We start from the raw sequence: 21699 nt of genomic DNA, 5'->3' as shown, positions 1-21699 counted from the left end.
AACGGATAAAAGATCGCTGACAACACATAACTCATAACAGACGACATAAAATATGATCCAACTTCTTACGCCTACGTACTGGAAAGATTATGAACTGATTGATTGCGGCGACTTTGAAAAGCTGGAACGCTTTGGCCAGTTAATTTTAATCAGGCCCGAGCCGCAGGCCGTATGGCGTAAGCAACTTTCTGATGCCGAATGGCAGCGTCAGCACCATATCCGCTTCAAGGGCCGCTCAGCAACGGCCGGAGAGTGGCTCAAGAAAAATCCGAAAACACCCGACCGCTGGCACATCGAATACAAAAATGAGCAGGCAGCAATCAAATTCCGTTTAGGCCTAACTTCATTTAAGCATGTGGGCATCTTTCCGGAGCAGGCCGTTAACTGGGATTACATTGCCCAAAATGTAAAACGGTTTAAAACGCCCAACCCCAAAGTGCTGAATCTTTTTGCTTATACCGGTGGTGCATCGCTTATTGCCCGCGCCGCAGGTGCCGATACCACACACGTGGATTCCATTAAACAAGTAGTTACCTGGGCCAATGAAAACCAGGAGCTTTCGGGCTTAAAAGATATTCGTTGGGTGGTAGAGGATGCACTGAAGTTTGTGAAGCGTGAAATTAAGCGCGGCAAAAAATACAATGGTATCATACTGGATCCACCGGCCTACGGCCACGGCCCCAACGGCGAAAAGTGGAAGCTGGAGGATCATATTCAGGAAATGATGCACGATGTAATTCAACTGCTCGACCCGGAAGAGCACTTTTTAATATTGAATACCTACTCGCTGGGCTTTTCGTCAGTTATTGTAGAGAACTTGATTCGTGATGCTTTTCCGCAGGTGCAAAACTTGGAAATAGGCGAACTTTATCTGCAAGCCACGGCAGGCTCAAAGCTGCCTTTAGGCGTGTTTGGTAAGTTTTATAAAATTTAAGTGAAAACTTATAAAAGCGTTAACTATATTTACAACGCTTAAACAGGCAAAAAATTTTATAACTTTTAAATAATTTTTTATCTATTTAGTAGCATTCAGTGAAATGCTTTATCTACACTATGAAACTTAAAACCCTGCTGTTTTCTTCGTCGATCCTGTTATCATCATTAGTTTTATTATCCAACTGCAGTGAAAACAGCAAAGCTGGCAAAGTAACTACCGCCGGCAAAAAAGCTGATACCGTTGCTGCAGATACTGTTCCAACCGTTGCCGGTAATTACCCGCCATTGGATACCGCTAAATACGATACCCTATTAAAGCGTTTGGCTAACGGTGATACCACAGGCCGCTGGCCGGTAAAAAATCAGCCTTATCCTGTGGCTGGCGCTATTTTGCCATTTAAGCGTGTGGTAGCTTTTTACGGTAACCTATACTCTAAAAAAATGGGTATTTTAGGTGAATTGCCACCAAACGAAATGCTGGCTAAGTTAAAAGGCGAAGTAAAGAACTGGGAAAAAGCCGATCCAAAAACACCGGTACAACCTGCTTTGCATTACATTGCTGTAGTGGCCCAGGGCGCAGGTGGTAAAGATGGTAAATACCGTTACCGCATGCCATTCAAACAAATTGATAGTGTGCTGGTGCTGGCTAAAAAAGCAAATGCCATTGTGTTTTTAGATGTGCAGGTAGCACTGAGCAACATTCGCGCCGAGCTGCCACTATTCGAAAAATACCTGAGCATGCCACAGGTGCATTTTGGTATGGATCCTGAGTTTTCGATGAAAGATGGCAGCTTACCGGGCAAAAAAATCGGTACTTATGATGCGGATGATATCAACTATGTTTCTGATTACCTGGCTGGCATAGTTCGTAAAAACGGCCTGCCACCTAAAATTTTAATTATACACCGTTTTACCCGTAAAATGGTAACCAATACCAAAAACATTAAACTGCGTAAAGAAGTACAGGTGGTAATGGATATGGACGGCTGGGGCGAACCTGATTTAAAATTAGGAACCTACCGTAACTTTATCTTCCCCGAGCCGGTACAGTTCACCGGGTTTAAACTGTTCTATAAAAACGATTTGAAAAAGGCGCCGCATCACATGCTTACGCCGCAAGAAGTGTTGAAGTACAAACCGCAACCTATTTATATACAATACCAGTAATATAAAAGAAAGAAACTAAACCATACTGGTTATTGGACAAAGCCCGGCTGACGCAGACGGGCTTTTGTTATTTAAATCGTATCTTAACGCGGCAGTAAATAATTCTATAAACCAATTTTATGAAGTGCAGCGTATCTTCCTTATCTGTTTTGGTCATACTCGCTTTATGCCTGAATCTGGGCTGTAAGCCGAAAAACCAAAAAGCAGCGCACGGCAAAGCAGTATCAAAAGCAGATAGTACCGAAAGCACATTGTTTTACACCTATGGTTTGCCGGGCCCTGCCGAAAGTGAAAACGCCACCTCGGTAGTAGCTGCTAAATGGGGCTTTGGATATAAGTCTGTAGCTGGCTGTACAGTGAGTGAAAAGTTAGTTGACAGTGTGCAGAAACATAATGAGCAGGTGGAGGAAGGCTTAATTAAAAAGTATGGCAAAGACTGGAGGGCGCGTTTTAACAAGGAGGCGGCAACCGAGCTGGCTGCCCATAAACGAGTGATAGCACTGCTGGATAAGCAAAAGCAAAATATACACAAGCGTACCGAGCTGGAAAAAGAAGGTAACGAATTGCAATATTATATCTCACCGGCGGGCAAAGAACAGCTCTATGAGGCCAAAGCCGTAGGCTGGGCTAAAATAAATGGCAAGGAGGCGTATGTGAGCTACTACAAGTATATAGTTGATTTGAACAATGCAACTGTTAAATTGGTAAGCGATACAATCACCAAAATATAACAAGCAACAGCAATGGTATAGCGCAGGTTGTGGTTCTACCTACTTAATGCCAAAATAGTTACCTTTGGCGCATTGCCTATGTTCGAGTCTGTTACTTCTCATCGCCCAGCCAAAAGTTCCGGTAAACTTATATACCTGTTTTTATTCGGGTGGACGGTGTTCAACATCCTGCAGGCAGCCACCTTAGGTGTACACTCCGACGAGGCATATTACTGGATATACTCCCGCTTTTTGGATTGGGGTTATTACGACCATCCGCCCATGGTGGCGCTGTTTATCCGCATAGGCGATAGTGTGCTGCATTCGGAACTGGGTTTGCGGCTGATGACCATCCTTACCAGTACCATTTCCATGTATGTATTGTGGCTCATTGCCCAAAAGTATAAGGCAGATGCACGCTGGTTTGTGCTACTGGTAACCGGTACGCTGGCCTTTAATATTTACGGCTTTACCACCACGCCCGATGCGCCCCTGCTGTTTTTCGCCGTGCTGTTTTACTACCTGTATCAGCAGTATTTGGAACGTGATAGCTGGACAATAGCATTGTTGCTGGCGCTTGTGGTGGCATGCTTGTTATATAGCAAGTACCATGCTGTTCTACTTATACTTTTTACCATATTATCTAATCTCAAGTTATTTAAAAGAGCAACCTTTTGGGGAATTATGTTAATGGCGGTTGCGCTTTATTTGCCGCACATTTGGTGGCAGGTAAGTCATAACTACCCCTCAATTAATTACCACTTATTCGAGCGTTCATCCGAAACATATCAGTTTGAGCATACTTATTTGTACATACCCGGCCAGCTCATGATGGCAGGTCCGCTGGTTGGCTGGTTTTTGTTTTACTACGCCTATGGCCGCAAGGTGCAGGATGTGTTTAGCCGGGCTTTGCTTTTTAACGGCATTGGTATTTTGGTGTTCTTCCTGCTCAATACCATTAAAGGCAATGTGCAACCGCACTGGACGCTGATCAGCTTTATTTCGCTGGTGCTGCTTACCTTAATTCATCTGCATCAATCGGGCAAACAACCAGCCTGGCTTTACCGGCTGGTGTTAATTAATGCTCTATTGGTGGTGGTGTTTAGGCTGGTGTTACTTGCCCAGTGGGCTCCCTTGCTTAAGCGCCACCCGTTCAGAAGTTACTTTGGCTATCCCGAGTGGACCAGAGAAATACAACAAAAAGCAGGTAATGCCCCTGTTGTGTTTGATTACGGCTTTCAGGAACCTTCCAAATATAATTTTTACAGCCATAGCCTTAAAGCTTTCGCTTATGATGCCAGCAACTACCGCCGCACGCAATACGATATCTGGCCGCTTGAGGATAGCCTGCAGCATAAGCGGGTATATTACGTTTCGCAAGGTATAGTGCAAGGGGTAAGTACCGATACCCTGCATACGGTAAAGGGCATTTACTACGGGGGATGGGTGAACGATGTACGCACCTATCAAAAAGTAGATGTTCAGATACTAGAACGTAAACTGGTGGTTAAGCCCCACCAGTTGGTTACTTTTAAGCTGAAGATTACCAATCCTTATCGTATTCCCGTTAATTTCAATAATGAAGGGCAAATACATGCGGCAGATCTTACTGCACGTTTTTTTCAGGGTGATGAGATGCCTTATGCGCAACAAGCCGGGGCTGATTTTAACCGGCTAACCATACCGGCAGGGCAAAGCCGAATGTATACATTTACCTTGCGGGCTCCTGACAATAAAGGAAGGTACGACCTGATTTTTTCTATAAGAACTACACCTTTTCCGGGCGGACGTAACAGCCGGATGATTAATTTTACCGTTCAATAATTTTAGCGTATGATGAAAAAAATATACCTGATTGCTCTTTTTGCCTTGTTGCTGGGAGGAAATGCTGCCCGCGCACAACAAAACAGCGTAGATATCCATTTCAATGGCTTTGGCTTTTTGGATAACCGCGAATACCGCGCCTTTACCGAGCGCTCACGCACCTATTCGGGTGCCCGTACCGCCCTTGATATTGGCCTGAATCTGGACAGCGTAAACCACTTTGTGGTGGGTGTTAACGGTATCCACGAGTTTGGTGCCAAGCCCTACTTTTTGAAAGTAGACCCTATAGCGTACTACGAATTTGAAAGTAAGAAATGGTTGTTTGATGCCGGTATGTTTCCGCGTGCAGGCAAGCTAAGTAACTACCCAAGGGCTTTACTGAATGATACTTTGATGTACTACCGCCCCAATGTAGAAGGTTTACTAACCCGCTACCAAGGCGATTTTGGTTACGAAACCCTTTGGCTGGATTGGGTGAGCCGCCAAACTGCTAATGATCGTGAGCAATTCCTGTTTGGTATATCGGGTAAGTACAAACCCAACCCGCTGGGCAAATTCTATATTTCCCATTACTTTGTGATGCTGCATGATGCAGGGCCGGCAGTGGCTATACCGGGCGATCACATCCGCGATGACGGTGCGGGTCAGGTACGTTTAGGGCTTGATTTTAGCCACAAAACCGTGTTTGATTCCTTGTCGGTAGAAGCGGGCGGCATGTTCTCGTTGGAACGCGTGCGCCGTAACGAGGGCGGCGGCTTTAGTAAACCGTTGGGCTTTGTGGCCAGTGCCTATGCCGGTTTGCGCCGTATTGCTTTTTTTGACGAGTTTTACGCGGGTCAGGGCCATTACGTAAACTATGGTGATGCATTTTATCAGAAAAAGATGTACAACCGGTTAGATATCATCTACACACCATTTTTATTTAATCGGATCAAAGGGCAGTTTGTGCTGAGTTTGCACCAGTCGCCCGGCCAGCTTACCGATAACCAGGAGTCGTTCCGTGTGGTGTTCGATATAGGTCGCAAAAAGCTTGTTAAATTCAATTAATAAACCAATGCAACGGCGCTGCTGCCGGCAAAGAATGGCATTTCGTTCTGTTTAATTATGAGAAGAATTATCCTGTTCGTATTCATTAGCAGTCAGCTTTTGATAGGTAAAGCGGTGCTGGCACAAACCAAGCACGAGCATTCGCTTTGGGGAGCGTGGTTTCATACCCAGCGTTTTTCCAAACATTGGGGCGCTATGTTCGATATCCAGATGCGGTCGGCCGATGATGTGGAGTACCTGCGCCATACCTTGCTGCGCCCGGGTGTGAGTTATTATTTCAATAACAGGCAGTTTACAACCTTGGGTTACCTGTATACCTACACACGTAATCAAACTGATGCAGGTAAAACATTCCGGCCCGAGCATCGCATCTGGCAGCAGTTTATCCAGGCGCATACCGTTCATAAAAATATTGCAGTACAGCACCGTTTCAGGCTGGAGCAACGTTTTGTGGGAAGTTTAAACACGCAAGATGCCTTTTTTGCACAGCGCTTACGGTACTTTATACGGGGCGTTATTCCATTCAAAAGAGATTCAACTTTTAGTAAGGGTATGTTCCTAGGATTGCAAAACGAAGTGTTTACCAATGTGCAAAACAAGGATAAGGTAAACGGCAGCTTTTTTGATCAGAACCGCGCCTATGCCGCTTTAGGTTATCGCTTTAATAAAAGCGTTGATATTGAAGCCGGTTACCTAAACCAGTATGTTAATGGTGCCGGCCCTGCCAATATCAACAACAACATCATACAGGTAGCGCTGTACACCCGTTTAAGTAAATGATAGTATTAATTATTATGTAATTGAAAGAAATAATAGTACTATAAACACCAAAGCTTTCTTGAATTCAAGAAAGCTTTGGTGTTTATAGTATTTAGATAAAGTTACTCTTTTACTATTATACCATCTTTCATAACCAGTTTTATGGCTTTAACCGCCTTAATATCTTCAATAGGGTTACCTTCCACTGCAATAATATCGGCCAGGTAACCGGGCTTGATATTGCCTAAGTTCTTCAGGTCAAATACCTCCGCATTGATGGCCGTGGCTGATTGCAGGGCAGCTATGGGTTTCATGCCATAATCAACCATCAACAATAGTTCGCGGGCGTTATCGCCGTGCGTAAAAACACCCACATCGCCGCCAAAGCAAATAGTAACGCCTGCTTTTAGGGCATTGGTAAAGCTAACGTGTTTTTGTTTAATGCGTTCGGGATCCGGATCTATACCTTTTTTCCAGCCCGCATACATACTGGTAGCTTCACCAGCGGCCAGCGTTGGGCACAGGGCTACACCATGCTCTTTCATCAGCTTGAAAACCTCCGGTGTACCTGCATCCCCGTGTTCAATGGTGCGTACTCCTGCCAGCGTTGCACGGCGCATGCCTTCTTCCGTACCGGCGTGTACCACCACGTAGCGGCCGCTGCTTGCCGCTACCTGTACGGCCAGTTTCAACTCATCCAACGTAAAGGTAGGCGCGGCGGTATTGTTGGCACCCCAGCGGTAATCAGCATACAGTTTTATTACGTCCGCACCGTGCCCAATCTGTGAGCGTATGGCGCGCGTGAGGCCGTCGGTTCCATCGGCTTCTTCGGCACCCTGCGGTAAAGTCATTTCGGCTACGCTGCTGTGTGGGCCGTAGCTGCCGGTGCCCACAATGGCCCGGGTAGCTACCTGCATACGCGGCCCTGCTATTACGCCTTTGTTGATCGCTGTTTTTAAGCCTGCATCGTCATAAGCGGCACCTTCGGTACCCAAATCGCGTACGGAGGTAAAGCCGGCCAGCAGGGTTTCGCGTGCATGGTTAACGGCGCGGGCAGTGCGTTCGGCACGGCTTTCGGTCAATACCTGGTCGTTCCAGCTGGTTTCGTTGTACGGATGCAAAAACAGGTGCGAGTGGCCCTCAATCATGCCGGGCATCAGGGTTTTGCCTCGTAGTTCAATAATTCTGACGTCCGCAGGTAATTGTATAATACCTGATGGTCCGGCAGCCTCGATATGGTTTCCTTTTACCAGCACCCACCAGCCGGTATGCAATTGCCGGCCATCGAATACCCGGTCGGGCTTAAGCAAGATGTAACTGTTAACAGCCGATTTTTGTGCCTGACTGATAGCCGCAAAAAGCACGAGCAGAAGGAAAAGGGAAGCCGATTTTTTCATACAGGGTTAAAGATAAAAATTGGCTGGCTTCAGGGTTAATCAATTATCTTTATCAGCAATAAAAAAATATTTACAATCCCATGCAACCATTTGCCCACAGGTTTCATCTTACCTACAAATGATGTTTTTAAAACACAAATACACAACCGAAGACCTGATCGCAAAATGCAAAACAGCCGATCGTAAAGCGCAGGAATTGCTGTACAAGCAGTTTGCGCCCAAGATGCTGGCCGTTTGTATGCGTTATGCGGTGGATAAAATGGAAGCAGAGGATATGCTTCAAAACGGTTTTGTAAGAGTGTTTCAAAAAATAAATGATTATAGGGGCGAAGGTAGTTTTGAAGGCTGGGTACGCCGCATAATGGTACACAGCGCTATCGAATATTACCGCAAGCACCACAAAATGCAGATAGTGGATGTGGAGGAAAGCGGTTATGAGCAGTCGGTTAACCCGGCGGCAGCTGCCAACCTGCAGGCTAAAGATCTGATGATGTTGATACAGGGTTTGCCCGATGGTTACCGGATGGTATTTAACCTGTATGCTATTGAGGGTTATTCGCATAAAGAAATAGCTGAAATGGCCAATATTAGCGAAGGCGCATCTAAATCGCAATTATCAAGGGCTCGTGCCTTACTAAAACAAAAAATTGAACAACTGGAGGGAAAGCAATATGAATATGCAGGATAACGAACTGGACGAGCTGTTCCGCGCCAAGCTAAATGGCTTTGAGGTGGATCCTGATGGCCATGTTTGGAACAACATATCGGCCGAGTTGGGATCGAACAAAAAGAAAAGCGTGGTACCTGTGCTGCGTATTGCAGCCAGTGTATTGATTGTGCTGGGCATAGGCACCTGGTTTGCTGTTAGGCCAACCACACCAAAGGCGGGTGGTAAAGCTGAAAATCAGGTGGTACGCACCAAAAATGTTAAGCCGACTGAGGTTACTAAGGCAGAGAACGTTCATGTAGATGCAACACCAGCTGTTGAGCAGCAAACTGTAATAGCGCAAACTACCTCAACCGAAAAGATTAACCAGATGGCTAAAGTGAAGCAATCTGTTAAAAAATCAGAACCAGAAAAAAGTATAATACCAACAGTTGCGGAGCCACAGCCGCAAACAACCCAGCCGCAGCAACTGGCAGCAATTGAAACCAATAAGTTGAAACCTGTGCTGCCTGAAGTGCCGCTTACCATAACAGCGGATGCAGAAACTGTGCAGCCTAAGGCAATCAATACGGTTGCTGCAGTTAGCGAAGAGCAGCAAGCCACTAAAAAGCGTGTAAAAAAACGCGGTATCAATTCCTTTGGCGACCTGATTAATGTGGTGGTAGCTAAGGTTGACAAGCGCGAAGACAAGCTGGTTGAATTTACCGATACCGATGGCGATGAGGCCACCATAACCGGAATAAACCTGGGCATTATTAAAGTAAAAAAAGAGAAATAATAATCTATACTACTCAATCTAAATACTAATAACATGAAACGCCTATTATTTACCGCCTTACTAAGCGCGGCTGCTACAGGTATGTTTGCACAAACTGTAACTAAAACAACTACCAGCACCACTGTAGTTACCAATGATAAAGGAGATACCTTACAGGTAAGAACGGATACCGTAAAAACCAAACGCAAAGGTTTTAAATTTACCTTTGGCCAGGGTGGAGATGCTACCTCGGTGTCTGTTAACCGCAGAGATACCGTAGAAACAGTTTCCAAAGCGCCCGGCTTTTCATGGGGTATTACGTTCTCCCGCTTCGATCTGGGGTTAACTACATTGATTGATAATGGCAGCTTTAGCCTGTCGCCACAAAATAACTTTTTACGTTACCGTTCATGGAAAAGCAGCAACGTGGGTTTTGATGTGATCCAGGCCGGTTACCGCTTCAATAGTTATTTCCGTATCTACGCATCAGCCGGGTTTGATTGGACACACATCCGCCTGCGCGAAAACATTACCATATTGGAAGATCAGCCCGTGCTTACTTACCGCCAGGATGATATCATCTACAGCAAAAACCGCTTTACATCCAGCTACCTGCGTATACCGCTTACGTTCGACTGGCGCAGCGCGGAAAATAATAACGGCAAACGTTTCCACTTAGCCGGTGGTCCGGATATTGGTATATTGCTGAATGGCCGGGTTAAGCAAAAAAGCGACGAGAACGGTAAAGAGAAATTTAATGATGATTTTCACTTTGCCAAGGTGCGTTATGGAGTGTTTGCTCGTGTAGGTTACGGCTTCACCGGCCTGTTTGCCAAATATTACTTCAACGATATGTTTGATAACAGTCCGGCACAAAAAGGATTAAAGAACCTCTCATTCGGTTTAACATTTGGTTTCTAAATCAATTGGTTAAGCACGATGTGTATAACAAAGGCTGCCCGAAAGGGTGGCCTTTTGTGCTTTTATGTATCTTTGCAGCAATGGCAAGCAGCAATTCTTTTTTACAGGCCAAGGCAGTGAGCAAAGTGTTTCCCGGCGCGCAGCAGGGAGGAATCAAAAAGGCCTATTTAAATATTCAACCCGGCGTTATAACAGCTATAATAGGGCAAAGCGGTAGTGGTAAAAGTACCTTACTGCGTTTGCTGTATGGCTTACTTACGCCCGATAGCGGCGAGGTTTTGTTTAAAGGCATACGCGTGTGGGGGCCGGAAGAGAAACTGATACCGGGGCATGATGCCATGAAAATGGTAACCCAGCATACCGATGACCTGAACTTGTTTGCCAAGGTTTGGGATAACGTAGCAACCCTGTTGCCCAATACCGATGTAAAAGCCAAGCACGAAAAAACCGAGCAGGTATTAAAGCAGCTGAACATGTTTCACCTGGCCGATCAGAAAGTGTTTAACCTGAGCGGCGGTGAAAAACAACGTGTTGCTATAGCCCGTGCTCTGGTGGTACAACCCGAGGTACTATTGCTTGATGAACCTTTTAACCAGGTAGATACCACTTTTAGGGATGGCCTGCAGCAGGATATTCGCCGCATAGTGAAAGAAACCGGCTTAACGGTTATTATCGTATCGCACGATCCGGCCGAGGTACTTTCGATGGCTGATGAACTGGTAGTTTTGAAAGATGGTGAGCTTTTGGAAGCCGGTAGTCCGAAGCTGTTGTACCAGGAGCCACAGAGCCTGTATACCGCGCGCTTGCTTACCAATTGTAACGTGCTGGAAGCAGAAGACGCCCGTGCGTTAGGCATAAAGTCTAAAAAAGAAAAAGTAGTAATTTATCCGGAATGGGCCCAGGCGGATAGCAGCGGTAAACAGCTTGATTGGGCTGTAAAGGAAATTCGCTTTAAAGGTGCTTACGAGGAACTGTTACTGGCGCATGAGGCTATTGAACTGCATGTAATCAACCGCGATCCGGGCAGGTTTGATAACTACAGCCATGTGCACGTGGACGTGCATAAATATCTCGAATTCTAAAATTCGCAAACGAGCCACTGTTATTAATAACAGTGGCTCGTTTGTTTTATGTAGGATTTACAGTTTATCGTTGTGAGGCGTGGTAACCATAAAGCATTTTCATGATTACTCTGATGATGAGATTGCCACACTATCGCTTGCTATGACAAACAATTAGCTTTTAAACTAATGGCTGAATGCCCAAACGCTCGGCCAGTTGGTTAAGATCAGTCGCCACAGCCTCTACCAGCGGAATGCCGTTTAGTTTACGGTCGGCTTCGGCTTCCAGTTCTGGTTCGCCGGGGATGATAATCTTTTGCTCGGGGTTAACCGTGCGGGCTGATTTAAAACGCGTGATCCAGTTATCTATATTTGATTTGAAATCTGCTACCGGCCTGAAACCATCCACCCGCATAGCGCCTACAAAGTGGCCTATGCCCTGGCCGGGCGCATTAGCCAATGGCTCCATAAAGGCTACGAACGGCGGTACCCACGGGCCGTAATTAGCACCGGACAGTACGCCCGATAAAATATCAACTGTAGCGCTTAAGCCAAACCCTTTGTGGCTGCCATGCTCGCGGTCGCTGCCCAGGGGCAGGAGCGAGCCGCCTGATTTGAGAGCATGAGGGTCGGTAGTATAATTACCCTCGGCATCCTGTATCCACCCCTCGGGTACCGATTTGCCCGAGCGCTGCGCTATCTCCAGCTTTCCGTTGGCTGCGGCCGAGGTTGCCATATCTACAATAAGCGGCGGGTATTGCCCTGCCGGAAACGCATAGCACATAGGGTTGGTACCCAGCAGGCGTTCGTTAGCAAAAGTAGGGGCCACCAGCGGACTGGCATTCGTCATGGCGAAGCCGATCATATCCTGTTCAACCGCCATCAGAGCATGGTAACCGGCAATACCAAAGTGGTTGGAGTTGCGTACCGAAACCCAGCCCGAGCCATATTGCTTTGCTTTTTCAATAGCCACCTGCATGGCAAAAGGTGCTACTACCAGTCCCAGCCCGGCATCACCGTCAACAGTGGCCGTAGTAGGCGTTTCGTGAACTATTTGAATATTGGGCGTAGCATTGATGCGCTGCTTTTCCCAAAGCCGTACATAGCCGCTTAAACGCGCCACACCATGCGAGTCGATACCCCGCAGATCTGATTTTAACAAGACATCGGTAGCGAGTACAGCATGCTCATCCGGGCAACCCATGGCTTTAAATACCTGCTGTGTAAACGCGCGTAGCGTAGCTTCAGGAAAAACGTTTTGCATAGGTTGCAAAGCTACTGGTTTGTAAAGAGGGATGCAATTTATGGTTATTTTCAGTTTGGGTTTTGTGATTATAGCTTCCTTTAGTGCTTTATAACTTATTGTAGCCTGCTCATTGCCGCAGGGGCTATTTCTTTTGTCATAGCCACAAAAGAAACAAAAGGGCCTAGTCATCTCCACATGCTTCTTTGCCGCACAAGGCCATTGCGCTGCAAAGGCAGTCAGCACCACGGCTGTTTAGCTTTTGCACCAACTTTACACATAGCCCACCGCTTCTGCAAAAGCTAAAAGGCCCTGGTCAGCCGCACGCGGCCAACCTGTGCTGCCCGCCTTTCACCCGAAGCCGGGAGATGACGGGAGTTTGGTAAAGCCAAGAAGCAAGAGCCTGGAGACAAGAACTTCTCCCCACTCTTCACACCCAACCCCACACCTCAAACGAGCGTAGGGCTGCTTTCGCACCCGGCCAGGAGTTGGCCTGTAGCGTTGGCAGGGATTGCGAAAGCTAGGCCTTTTGGTTACTTTGTGGCTATGACAAAGTAACTGGCCTCCGCGGCCAAGAGCGGACGAAGTAAGTAAAGTAACTACAAAAGGAAGTTAAAGACTCAGGGACAAAGTGAGGAGTACAACCGAATACTTCTATAAAAGAAATCTAATTCAACCGAACTATGCATTCAGCACCGTAAACTTAAAGTCTAACGGCTGAAAATGATGGATCAACTCATCAATAAACACTTGCCCATACTTTACGTAAAACAAACCAAAATTCTCAGTACGCTCCTGCAAGCTGTTTTTAGGAAACAAATCTTGCTTAATAGCATCAATCTGGGTAAGGCGGGTGGCAAAATTGCGCTTCTCAGCTTTAATTAATTTATTTTCCAGGTTATCTATCGCGTGTTTTAAACGGGCCTGTACGGCACTGGCCGATGGTGCCAGGGTAGGATCTATCTTGTAAGCACGAAGTTTCACTTTTTCGAAGATGCATTGCAGCTCGCGCCACTCCTCATTCAGAGATAGGTCGTGCTGTGTATTCCTGAGCGTCCATTCTTTTTTGATGGTGTCTGCATCCTTAAATAATTGAGCTGCGGTAAGCTCCATACGCTGTATCTTATCGGCCGCCTGCTTGGGTACTACCAGGCCGGAGTTACGCAGTATTAACACCGGTACGCTAATGCCATAATGATCAAAGTTGGCCTTTAATTGTAGCCAGTATACAATTTCGGCCCCGCCGCCAATGTAGGCTACGTTGGGCAGTATGCACTCCTGGTACAGGGGGCGCATCACTACATTAGGGCTAAAACGTTCCGGGTGTCCGTTAATCTCGGCTGTCAACTCATCCTGCGTAAAGCGGATATCATGACCTAATACCTCGTAATGCCCGTCTTTAAAAACAAGGCGTTCACGTACGTCATCAGTCAGGTAAAAGAAGTTAATCTCGCGCGGGTTAACCTGCGTATGTACACCGAGCTTTTGCAACTGGCCGTTGCTGGCCGATATATGTTTAAAGCTGTTTTGCTCTAAAATATCCTGTTGTATGATGGGAGCAAATTGCTGTTTCAGGCGGGTGTCGTCAGCATCTATGATGACCAACCCATACTGGCCAAACAAAGCGTTTACCAAGTACCGGGTAGCATCGGCCAGTTTGCTGAAAGAGCCATAGGCCGTTTCTACTATCTGTGCCAGTTCTGTGGCATGGTTATCTAAACCTAAAATGCCTTTATACTGGTTCAAAGCATCGCGCAGAGCCTTAGTGCTTAAGCGGCCGGTAGCGCCGCTTACTTCCTGCTGCCATTGTATTTTTTTGCCACCAATGTATGTGTAGTTAATCTCGGCAAAATCATGATCCTCACTGGCCATCCAGTAAACCGGCACAAACTCCTTATCTGGAAAAGCCGTTTTTAACTGGCGGGCCAGCTTAATGGCGGTTACAATTTTATATATAAAATACAGCGGACCGGTAAAGATATTCAACTGGTGACCGGTGGTAACAGTGTAGCTGTTGTCCGCAGCCAGTAAATCAATATTAGCTTTTACCGTATCGGCGTAGGGAAGTAGAGGTGTATCGGCATTAAAATACTGCTCAGTAAGTACCTGTGCCAGCAACTGGCGGTTGGCCGTTACTTTCTTGTTTTCGAGCAATTGTGCGAAGCCTTTCAGGTCAGGACGGTAACTGTAAAAGGATCTCAGTTCGGGAACATCGTCCAGATAATCAATAACCGTTTTAGAAAAGTAGCCGGTTTCTTTATAATCGATACAGTTAGCGTCCATATATGCGGTCAAAAGTAAGGCGCATGTTTTACATGCGCCCGATACTTTGTTTTATTTTACAATTTGTCCATAAAGGTCAAAATCCTCAGCACTATTTACTTTTACGTTTACAAAGCTGCCTACATTGGCGTATTGCTGTGTAGCGTCAATCAGTACCTCGTTATCTACCTCCGGCGAGTCGAACTCGGTGCGGCCAACCAGGTAACCGTTGTCAATCTTATCAATCAGTACTTTGTAAGTATTACCTATTTTTTCCTGATTTTTTTCGTAAGATATGCCTTGCTGTACTTCCATAATAGCGTCGGCACGTTCCTGTTTAATTTCTTCCGGCACATCGTCAATCAGGGTATGGGCATGGGTTTTTTCCTCGTGCGAGTAAGTGAAACAGCCCAGGCGGTCAAACCGGGTGGCTTCTACCCAGTTGTACATTTCTTCAAAATCCTGTACGGTTTCGCCGGGGTAGCCGGTAATTAAGGTAGTACGCAGGGCAATGTTAGGTACTTTATCGCGGATAGCATTCACCAAATCGGTAGTTTTTTGCTTGGTAATACCACGGCGCATTGACTTTAGCATGTTATCAGTAATATGCTGTAACGGCATATCCAGGTATTTGCAAATATTATCACGCTCGTTCATGGCATCCAGTATCTCCATCGGGAAGCCCGAAGGGTAGGCGTACTGTAAGCGTATCCAATCAATGCCCTCTACGTCAGACAGGCGACGCAGCAGCTCATCCAGGTTACGTTTGCCGTACAAGTCTAAACCGTAATAGGTCAGATCCTGTGCAATGAGTATCAGCTCGCGGGTGCCTTGTTTGGCCAGGCTTTTGGCCTGGTTTACCAGTTGCTCCATCGGTGTGCTGGCATGCTTGCCGCGCATCAGCGGAATAGCACAAAAAGAGCATGGGCGGTTACAGCCCTCGGCAATTTTAAAGTAAGCAAAGTGCGATGGGGTAGTGAGCATCCGCTCGCCCAACAGCTCGTATTTATAGTTTGCGCCGATAGTTTGCAATACATCTTGCAGGTTATTGGTACCAAAGTAGGCATCTACGTTAGGTATTTCAGCTTCCAGCTCGGGCTTGTAGCGTTCAGATAAGCATCCGGTTACAATTACCTTGCCTACCTTGCCCTGTTCTTTAAGCTCGCTGTATTGCAGTATGGTATCAATCGATTCCTGCTTGGCATTATCAATAAAGCCACAGGTGTTAATTACGATAATATCATTACTGCTTACATTTTCGGCCTCGTGCACTACGTCAAAAAGCTGGCCCTTTAGCTGGCCCATCAATACTTCCGAATCGTACACGTTTTTGGAACAGCCCAGGGTAACAACGTTTACACGCGGCTTTTCAACTTGTACGGGCTGCTTAACTAATTTTGTTCTCATTTATTGATTATCTCTCGTTCCCTTACTCACGCTCAATTTCTTCAACTTGAAGATTTAATATAGCTGTCATTTCGAGTGCTAACGAGAAATCTTATACACTGTATTAGTTGCCCGTATAAGATCTCTCGCTATCGTTCGAGATGGCATTGTTGTTTTATATTGTACCCAAACCCTGCCTACCGGGGAGTGGTCATTTATTATTTCTTAAACAATGAATCCACAAACGCTTTGCGGTCAAACAGCTGCAAATCGTTCATGCCTTCGCCTACGCCAATGTATTTTACCGGAATTTTAAACTGGTCGGATATACCGATCACGACACCACCTTTGGCGGTGCCATCCAGTTTGGTTAAAGCCAGCGCGTTTACGGCTGTAGCTTCGGTGAACTGTTTGCATTGCTCAATGGCATTTTGCCCGGTTGATGCATCCAGCACCAGCAAAATCTCGTGCGGAGCGCCGGGTATTACCTTTTGCATCACGTTCTTGATTTTGGTAAGCTCGTTCATCAGGCCCACCTTGTTGTGCAAACGACCGGCGGTATCAATAATAGCCACATCGTCGTTATTTGCCACAGCCGAGCGCAGAGTATCATAAGCTACCGATGCCGGGTCCGATCCCATATCCTGGGCCACCACACGCACATCTACACGCTCGCCCCAAAGTTTAATCTGGTCAACCGCTGCAGCACGGAAGGTATCGGCAGCGCCCAGCACTACCTGGTTGCCCGCTTGCTTAAGCTGGTGGGCCAGTTTGCCAATGGTGGTTGTTTTACCTACGCCGTTTACACCCACCACCATAATAACATAAGGTTTGTGGTTGCCATATTCGAAGCTGTTGAAATCGTTGCTGTTGTTTTCGGCCAGTAAATGCTGTATCTCGTCGCGCAGCAGGTTATTCAGCTCCGAAGTGCTTACATACTTATCGCGGGCTACACGGGCTTCAATACGTTCAATGATTTTAAGGGTAGTGGTTACACCAACGTCTGATGTGACCAGCACTTCTTCCAGCTCATCCAGTACATCATCATCTACAGTTGATTTGCCGGCTATTACCTTGGTAATTTTTGAAAAAAAGCTGTCTTTGGTCTTTTCCAAACCGGTATCCAGCGCATCCTGTTGTTGTGGTGTCGCTTCTTTTTTCTTAAAAAAATCAAATAATCCCATAGATGTTGATATACAGATGTTACAAATATACGCAAAAGCCGCTCATCACCCTCAACTCCGGCCCTATACGCCTCGAATAATGAATATGTTATGATAAATGTTTGCTCCCTGTGTCATTTCGAGTGACAACAAGAAATCTTATACCAGCGATTAATCCCAACGTATAAGATCTCTCACTATCGTTCGAGATGACATTGTTTTTAAGCCCCTCCCTACTGGGGAGGGTTGCGAGGGGCAGAACAAAAAAAGCCCCCTTGGCATCAAGGCGGCTTCAATATTTTTACAAGTACAGATTACTGAGCTTTTGCTTCGTTAATCGCGTCTTTAACGTGATCGTTGTGTACGATTAATTCTTTGAATGAGTAAGCACCAGTTTTAGGTGACTTAACCATAGTAATCACTTTAGAGTACTCTTTACCTTTACCGGTTTTCAGGGTTGCAACTACTTTCTTTGCCATTGTGTTAAATGTTGTAAGTTATTCGTTGTATGTTGTAAGTTATTTTATGGAAACACCATACAACTCACAACCTGCAACTCGCAACTCAGTTTAATTACTTAATTTCTTTGTGAACGGTTACTTTACGTAATACCGGGTTGAATTTTTTCAATTCTAAACGCTCGGTAGTATTCTTTTTGTTCTTGGTGGTAATGTAACGAGACATACCTGGCATACCGCTCTCTTTATGCTCGGTGCACTCTAATATTACCTGAACTCTGTTGCCTTTTTTTGCCATTTTCTTGAGTTATTATGTTAGTCAGTCAATGAATCTGTTATTTGAGATGAAAAAGCAATAGCTTATCAATTCAATAACTTAATCAACTTACTTAACGGTCTACTATATATATCCTTTTTTTACAAATTTATTGATACAAGCAGTTATACCATTTTTGCTGATGGTTTTAACGGCTGAAGTAGAAACTTTCAGCGTAATCCATTTATCTTCTTCAGGGATATAAAACTTCTTGATCTTTAAGTTAGGATAAAACTTACGTTTGGTCTTTACGTTTGAATTAGAAACGTTGTGGCCGTTCATCGGGCTTTTTCCTGTTAAATCACAAATTCTTGACATGACAAAACTTTTTTAAGTGGTATCTCTTTTTCCAAAAAGAGTGTGCAAATATCAGAAAATTAAGTCAATAATTCAATAGTGCGTTCAAATATTTTTAAAAAGTTTTTAACATCGGCTCAATTGCTGCCGCCTGATGTTGGTCAGTACGTTACAACTTTAAGGTAACCAAGCCCGTTTTCCACAAGCGCGAGCAGTTTGTAGCCGAATAAACTTGACAAAGTGCGGTTAAAAACTCTAACTTACCGCCGCCTGTTTATAAACTATATCATATTATGAAAATCACTTCTTTCGATGAATATCAAAAAGTGTATCAGCAAAGCGTGGAGCAGCCCGAACAATTCTGGGACAGCGTAGCCGATACTTTTTACTGGCGCAAAAAATGGGACCGAACACTGGAATGGAATTTTACCGAACCCAGTATCAAATGGTTTCAGGGTGCCAAATTGAATATTACCGAAAACTGCCTGGACCGCCACCTGGAAACCATCGGCAATAAACCTGCCCTCATCTGGGAACCGAATGACCCGACAGAGGCGCACCGCGTACTTACCTATAAACAACTGCACGATAAGGTGTGCCAGTTTGCCAACGTGCTGAAAAACAACGGTGCGCAAAAAGGCGACCGTGTTTGTATATACATGCCCATGATACCCGAGCTGACCATTGCCGTGCTGGCCTGCGCCCGTATTGGTGCCATACACTCGGTCATATTCGGCGGCTTTTCGGCACAATCGATTGCCGACCGTATTCAGGACGCGCAATGTAATATCGTGATTACAGCCGATGGTGGCTATCGTGGCAATAAAGATCTGCCGCTTAAATCGGTGATTGATGATGCGCTGGTACAGTGCCCGTCGGTTAAAAGAGTGATTGTATTAACCCGCAGCCATACCCCGGTAAGCATGATTAAAGGCCGCGATGTGTGGTGGGAAGATGAGATTAAGAAGGTAGAAACGCAGGGTAACCCCGATTGCCCGGCCGAAGAAATGGATGCCGAGGATATGCTGTTTATCCTGTACACATCCGGCTCAACCGGTAAGCCTAAGGGCGTAGTACATACCTGCGGCGGCTATATGGTGTATACCGGCTTTACGTTTGATACCGCTTTTCAGTACCAGCCCGACGAGGTTTATTTTTGTACGGCAGATATCGGCTGGATCACCGGTCACTCGTACATTGTGTACGGGCCGCTTAGCCAGGGCGCTACGGCGCTGATGTTTGAGGGGGTGCCTACCTGGCCCGATGCCGGCCGTTTGTGGGATATTGTTGAAAAGCATAAAGTAAATATTTTATATACCGCACCTACGGCAATCCGTTCGCTGATGAGCTACGGACCGGATTTTTTAAAGAATAAAGACCTTAGCTCATTAACCAAGTTAGGTTCGGTAGGCGAGCCGTTGAACGAGGAAGCGTGGCACTGGTTTGACGAGAACATAGGCCACGGCGAATGCCCTATTGTGGATACCTGGTGGCAAACTGAAACCGGTGGCTTTATGATATCACCTATAGCCAATGTAACGCCGCTTAAGCCAGGCTACGCCGGTTTGCCATTGCCAGGTGTGCAGCCCATACTGGTTGACGAGAACGGTAACGAGATTGAAGGCAACGGCGTAAGTGGCAACCTGTGCATCAGGTTCCCGTGGCCGGGTATGCTGCGTACCACCTATGGCGACCATGAGCGCTGCCGCCAGACCTACTTTTCGACGTATGCAAACCAGTACTTTACCGGCGACGGCTGCCTGCGCGATGAGGATGGCTACTACCGCATTACCGGCCGGGTTGACGATGTGTTGAACGTATCTGGCCACCGCATCGGCACCGCCGAAGTAGAAAACGCCATCAACATGCACAGCAGCGTGGTAGAGTCGGCCGTGGTGGGTTATCCGCACGAAATTAAGGGGCAGGGCGTGTATGCCTTTGTCATCTGTCCGGACAAGCATGAGAATGATGAACTTACCCGCAAGGATATCCTCATGACCGTATCGCGCATCATAGGCCCTATTGCCAAACCGGACAAAATACAATTTGTAACCGGTCTGCCTAAAACCCGTTCGGGCAAAATTATGCGCCGCATATTGCGCAAAATTGCTGAAGGCGACACCAGCAACCTGGGCGATATCAGCACGTTGCTGGATCCGGGCGTGGTGGAGGAGATTAAGGAAGGGGCGTTGTAAGCCGTATTAGTAATTAACAATAATTAAAGTCCTCTTTAATAGAGGACTTTAATTATTTTAGCCTCATCTCATGGCTAATTTTAATATGGCTTTAAAACCTAAACGTATCATATTTTATTGTTTGCTGGCAATATGGTTAGCTGTTTGGTTTTTTATTGGTTTCTGCATATGGAATGATAGCTCCGGGCAGATAGCTCGTGATAAAAAGTTTATTGAAAATAAAATCAATCCCCATATTGCATTAGTTAATAGTTTTCGTGTAAAGTATAACAGGCTTCCTACTGTTAAAGAATTCAATTATATTAACGGAACGTCGGTCAATGATTTGGCAGATACCGATTACATTCGGGATGACAAAAGCGTTCCCGATGAAATCAGGAGCCGGGTTAAAAATTGGAGTTGGACCAATAATTACGTAATAGCTGTTTGGAGAGGGGAGTGGTGGGAGTATTACCTATCAAAAAATAACACCTACATTACCAACAGATATTCGAAGACTGATGCATTGATAGGATTATTGGTTTGTATGGGTATTGGTATAAGCCCTTTAGTTTTAAACGTTTTTTTCAGGCGAACCCGATTATATGCTTACTTCGTGTCCAAATCTGCAACTTTTGGTTGTTTATAGATGATTTACGTTTTTTTCGGGCTTTGTTTGTTTAGTTCCGCTCAGGCGTATTTTCACAACCAAGGTTTTCTGCTAACTTCGAGGTATATATGGTTTTTGATAATATTTTTATTTGCTGCATTTGCATCCTTTTGCTTCTTCTTATTTGGGTATCGATCCGAAAAGTTTTTAAAAATCGACGTATAAAACGGGAGTTCGAATACCTTGTTTCCCGTACGCCTGGATTTAAAGTAGATAAAGCTTTTATTCAGCCTAATGGGAGGTGTTTTATAGCTATAGATGATACTAACAAGCTTTTGATGTTTGGCCGGCAATTAACCAGAGCCGATAGGCAAAAACTTAGGAAGCCCGGTCAAACTTCTACACCAAAAATGGATTTCAAAGTACTGCCTTATCACGAAATATTGGGTTATCATTTTGTTCGGGGTAACAGCAATAGTTATCATGCCCGTAAACATCATAATCATTACGACATAAGGGCAAATGCATTCCCTGATTCGATAAC

Annotated in this window: 20 protein-coding genes; 12 read left to right on the top strand and 8 right to left on the bottom strand. The window is 45.6% G+C overall.

What is annotated here, in order from left to right:
* The first annotated feature begins 52 nt into the window (after nucleotides 1–52).
* The 6 genes from KHS38_RS07120 (at nucleotide 53) to KHS38_RS07095 (ending at nucleotide 6464) form a co-directional block, all read left to right on the top strand.
* Nucleotides 53–934, top strand: coding sequence for a class I SAM-dependent methyltransferase (locus KHS38_RS07120; protein WP_213487800.1), 882 nt, complete (start codon nucleotides 53–55; stop codon nucleotides 932–934).
* Between the two features lie 119 nt (nucleotides 935–1053).
* Nucleotides 1054–2103 carry a hypothetical protein gene (locus KHS38_RS07115; protein WP_213487799.1) on the top strand — a complete coding sequence of 350 codons (1050 nt, stop codon included), beginning with the start codon at nucleotides 1054–1056 and terminating at the stop codon, nucleotides 2101–2103.
* 119 nt (nucleotides 2104–2222) lie between these two features.
* The gene (locus KHS38_RS07110; RefSeq protein WP_213487798.1) at nucleotides 2223–2834 is read left to right on the top strand and encodes an FEKKY domain-containing protein; all 612 of its coding nucleotides are present in this window, start codon (nucleotides 2223–2225) and stop codon (nucleotides 2832–2834) included.
* Between the two features lie 78 nt (nucleotides 2835–2912).
* Nucleotides 2913–4637, top strand: coding sequence for an ArnT family glycosyltransferase (locus KHS38_RS07105; RefSeq protein WP_213487797.1), 1725 nt, complete (start codon nucleotides 2913–2915; stop codon nucleotides 4635–4637).
* Nucleotides 4638–4646: 9 nt separating this feature from the next.
* Nucleotides 4647–5684: a lipid A deacylase gene (locus KHS38_RS07100; protein ID WP_213487796.1), complete on the top strand. Its 1038-nt coding sequence runs from the start codon at nucleotides 4647–4649 to the stop codon at nucleotides 5682–5684.
* Nucleotides 5685–5741: 57 nt separating this feature from the next.
* The gene (locus KHS38_RS07095; RefSeq protein WP_213487795.1) at nucleotides 5742–6464 is read left to right on the top strand and encodes a DUF2490 domain-containing protein; all 723 of its coding nucleotides are present in this window, start codon (nucleotides 5742–5744) and stop codon (nucleotides 6462–6464) included.
* Between the two features lie 101 nt (nucleotides 6465–6565).
* Here the strand turns inward: KHS38_RS07095 and KHS38_RS07090 are convergent, their stop codons facing one another.
* The gene (locus KHS38_RS07090) at nucleotides 6566–7840 is read right to left on the bottom strand and encodes a metal-dependent hydrolase family protein (protein ID WP_213487794.1); all 1275 of its coding nucleotides are present in this window, start codon (nucleotides 7838–7840) and stop codon (nucleotides 6566–6568) included.
* Nucleotides 7841–7961: 121 nt separating this feature from the next.
* Between KHS38_RS07090 and KHS38_RS07085 the strand changes: the two genes are divergently transcribed.
* From KHS38_RS07085 to KHS38_RS07070, 4 genes are all read left to right on the top strand, one after another.
* Nucleotides 7962–8528: an RNA polymerase sigma factor gene (locus tag KHS38_RS07085; RefSeq protein ID WP_213488208.1), complete on the top strand. Its 567-nt coding sequence runs from the start codon at nucleotides 7962–7964 to the stop codon at nucleotides 8526–8528.
* Entirely contained in the window at nucleotides 8512–9285 is a 774-nt protein-coding gene (locus tag KHS38_RS07080; protein ID WP_213487793.1) for a hypothetical protein, read from the top strand. The genes KHS38_RS07085 and KHS38_RS07080 overlap by 17 nt, the downstream gene beginning before the upstream one ends.
* A 33-nt stretch (nucleotides 9286–9318) precedes the next feature.
* Nucleotides 9319–10185 carry an outer membrane beta-barrel protein gene (locus KHS38_RS07075; RefSeq protein ID WP_213487792.1) on the top strand — a complete coding sequence of 289 codons (867 nt, stop codon included), beginning with the start codon at nucleotides 9319–9321 and terminating at the stop codon, nucleotides 10183–10185.
* An 80-nt stretch (nucleotides 10186–10265) separates the two neighbouring features.
* Nucleotides 10266–11267 (top strand): ABC transporter ATP-binding protein, encoded by a 1002-nt coding sequence (locus tag KHS38_RS07070; RefSeq protein ID WP_213487791.1) that lies wholly within the window; start codon nucleotides 10266–10268, stop codon nucleotides 11265–11267.
* A gap of 160 nt (nucleotides 11268–11427) precedes the next feature.
* On the opposite strand, the gene KHS38_RS07065 is transcribed toward KHS38_RS07070, so the two are convergent.
* The 7 genes from KHS38_RS07065 to rpmB all read right to left on the bottom strand — a co-directional run bounded on the left by KHS38_RS07065 (nucleotide 11428) and on the right by rpmB (nucleotide 18392).
* Complete coding sequence (locus KHS38_RS07065; RefSeq protein ID WP_213487790.1) at nucleotides 11428–12510, bottom strand: Ldh family oxidoreductase; 1083 nt, start codon at nucleotides 12508–12510, stop codon at nucleotides 11428–11430.
* Nucleotides 12511–13170: 660 nt separating this feature from the next.
* On the bottom strand, nucleotides 13171–14772 hold the full coding sequence (bshC, locus tag KHS38_RS07060) for a bacillithiol biosynthesis cysteine-adding enzyme BshC (protein ID WP_213487789.1): 1602 nt from the start codon (nucleotides 14770–14772) through the stop codon (nucleotides 13171–13173).
* Nucleotides 14773–14823: 51 nt separating this feature from the next.
* The gene (rimO, locus tag KHS38_RS07055) at nucleotides 14824–16158 is read right to left on the bottom strand and encodes a 30S ribosomal protein S12 methylthiotransferase RimO (RefSeq protein ID WP_213487788.1); all 1335 of its coding nucleotides are present in this window, start codon (nucleotides 16156–16158) and stop codon (nucleotides 14824–14826) included.
* A 197-nt stretch (nucleotides 16159–16355) separates the two neighbouring features.
* On the bottom strand, nucleotides 16356–17321 hold the full coding sequence (ftsY, locus tag KHS38_RS07050) for a signal recognition particle-docking protein FtsY (RefSeq protein WP_213487787.1): 966 nt from the start codon (nucleotides 17319–17321) through the stop codon (nucleotides 16356–16358).
* A gap of 293 nt (nucleotides 17322–17614) precedes the next feature.
* Entirely contained in the window at nucleotides 17615–17779 is a 165-nt protein-coding gene (locus tag KHS38_RS07045; RefSeq protein ID WP_213487786.1) for a DUF4295 domain-containing protein, read from the bottom strand.
* 94 nt (nucleotides 17780–17873) lie between these two features.
* Entirely contained in the window at nucleotides 17874–18056 is a 183-nt protein-coding gene (gene rpmG, locus KHS38_RS07040) for a 50S ribosomal protein L33 (protein ID WP_074490316.1), read from the bottom strand.
* 102 nt (nucleotides 18057–18158) lie between these two features.
* Complete coding sequence (rpmB, locus tag KHS38_RS07035; RefSeq protein WP_158827218.1) at nucleotides 18159–18392, bottom strand: 50S ribosomal protein L28; 234 nt, start codon at nucleotides 18390–18392, stop codon at nucleotides 18159–18161.
* Nucleotides 18393–18664: 272 nt separating this feature from the next.
* On the opposite strand from rpmB, the gene acs reads away from it, so the two are divergent.
* Both acs and KHS38_RS07025 read left to right on the top strand, forming a co-directional pair.
* Nucleotides 18665–20566: an acetate--CoA ligase gene (acs, locus tag KHS38_RS07030; RefSeq protein WP_213487785.1), complete on the top strand. Its 1902-nt coding sequence runs from the start codon at nucleotides 18665–18667 to the stop codon at nucleotides 20564–20566.
* Between the two features lie 70 nt (nucleotides 20567–20636).
* Nucleotides 20637–21194, top strand: a complete 558-nt coding sequence (locus KHS38_RS07025; RefSeq protein ID WP_213487784.1) for a hypothetical protein — start codon at nucleotides 20637–20639, stop codon at nucleotides 21192–21194.
* Nucleotides 21195–21699 lie beyond the last annotated feature (505 nt).

Origin of the sequence: Mucilaginibacter sp. Bleaf8, from assembly GCF_018390515.1 — a bacterium.
Classification (GTDB): Bacteria; Bacteroidota; Bacteroidia; order Sphingobacteriales; family Sphingobacteriaceae; genus Mucilaginibacter.
Note: the sequence above shows the minus strand (reverse complement) of the source record. Positions and strands in the feature narration are given on the sequence as shown.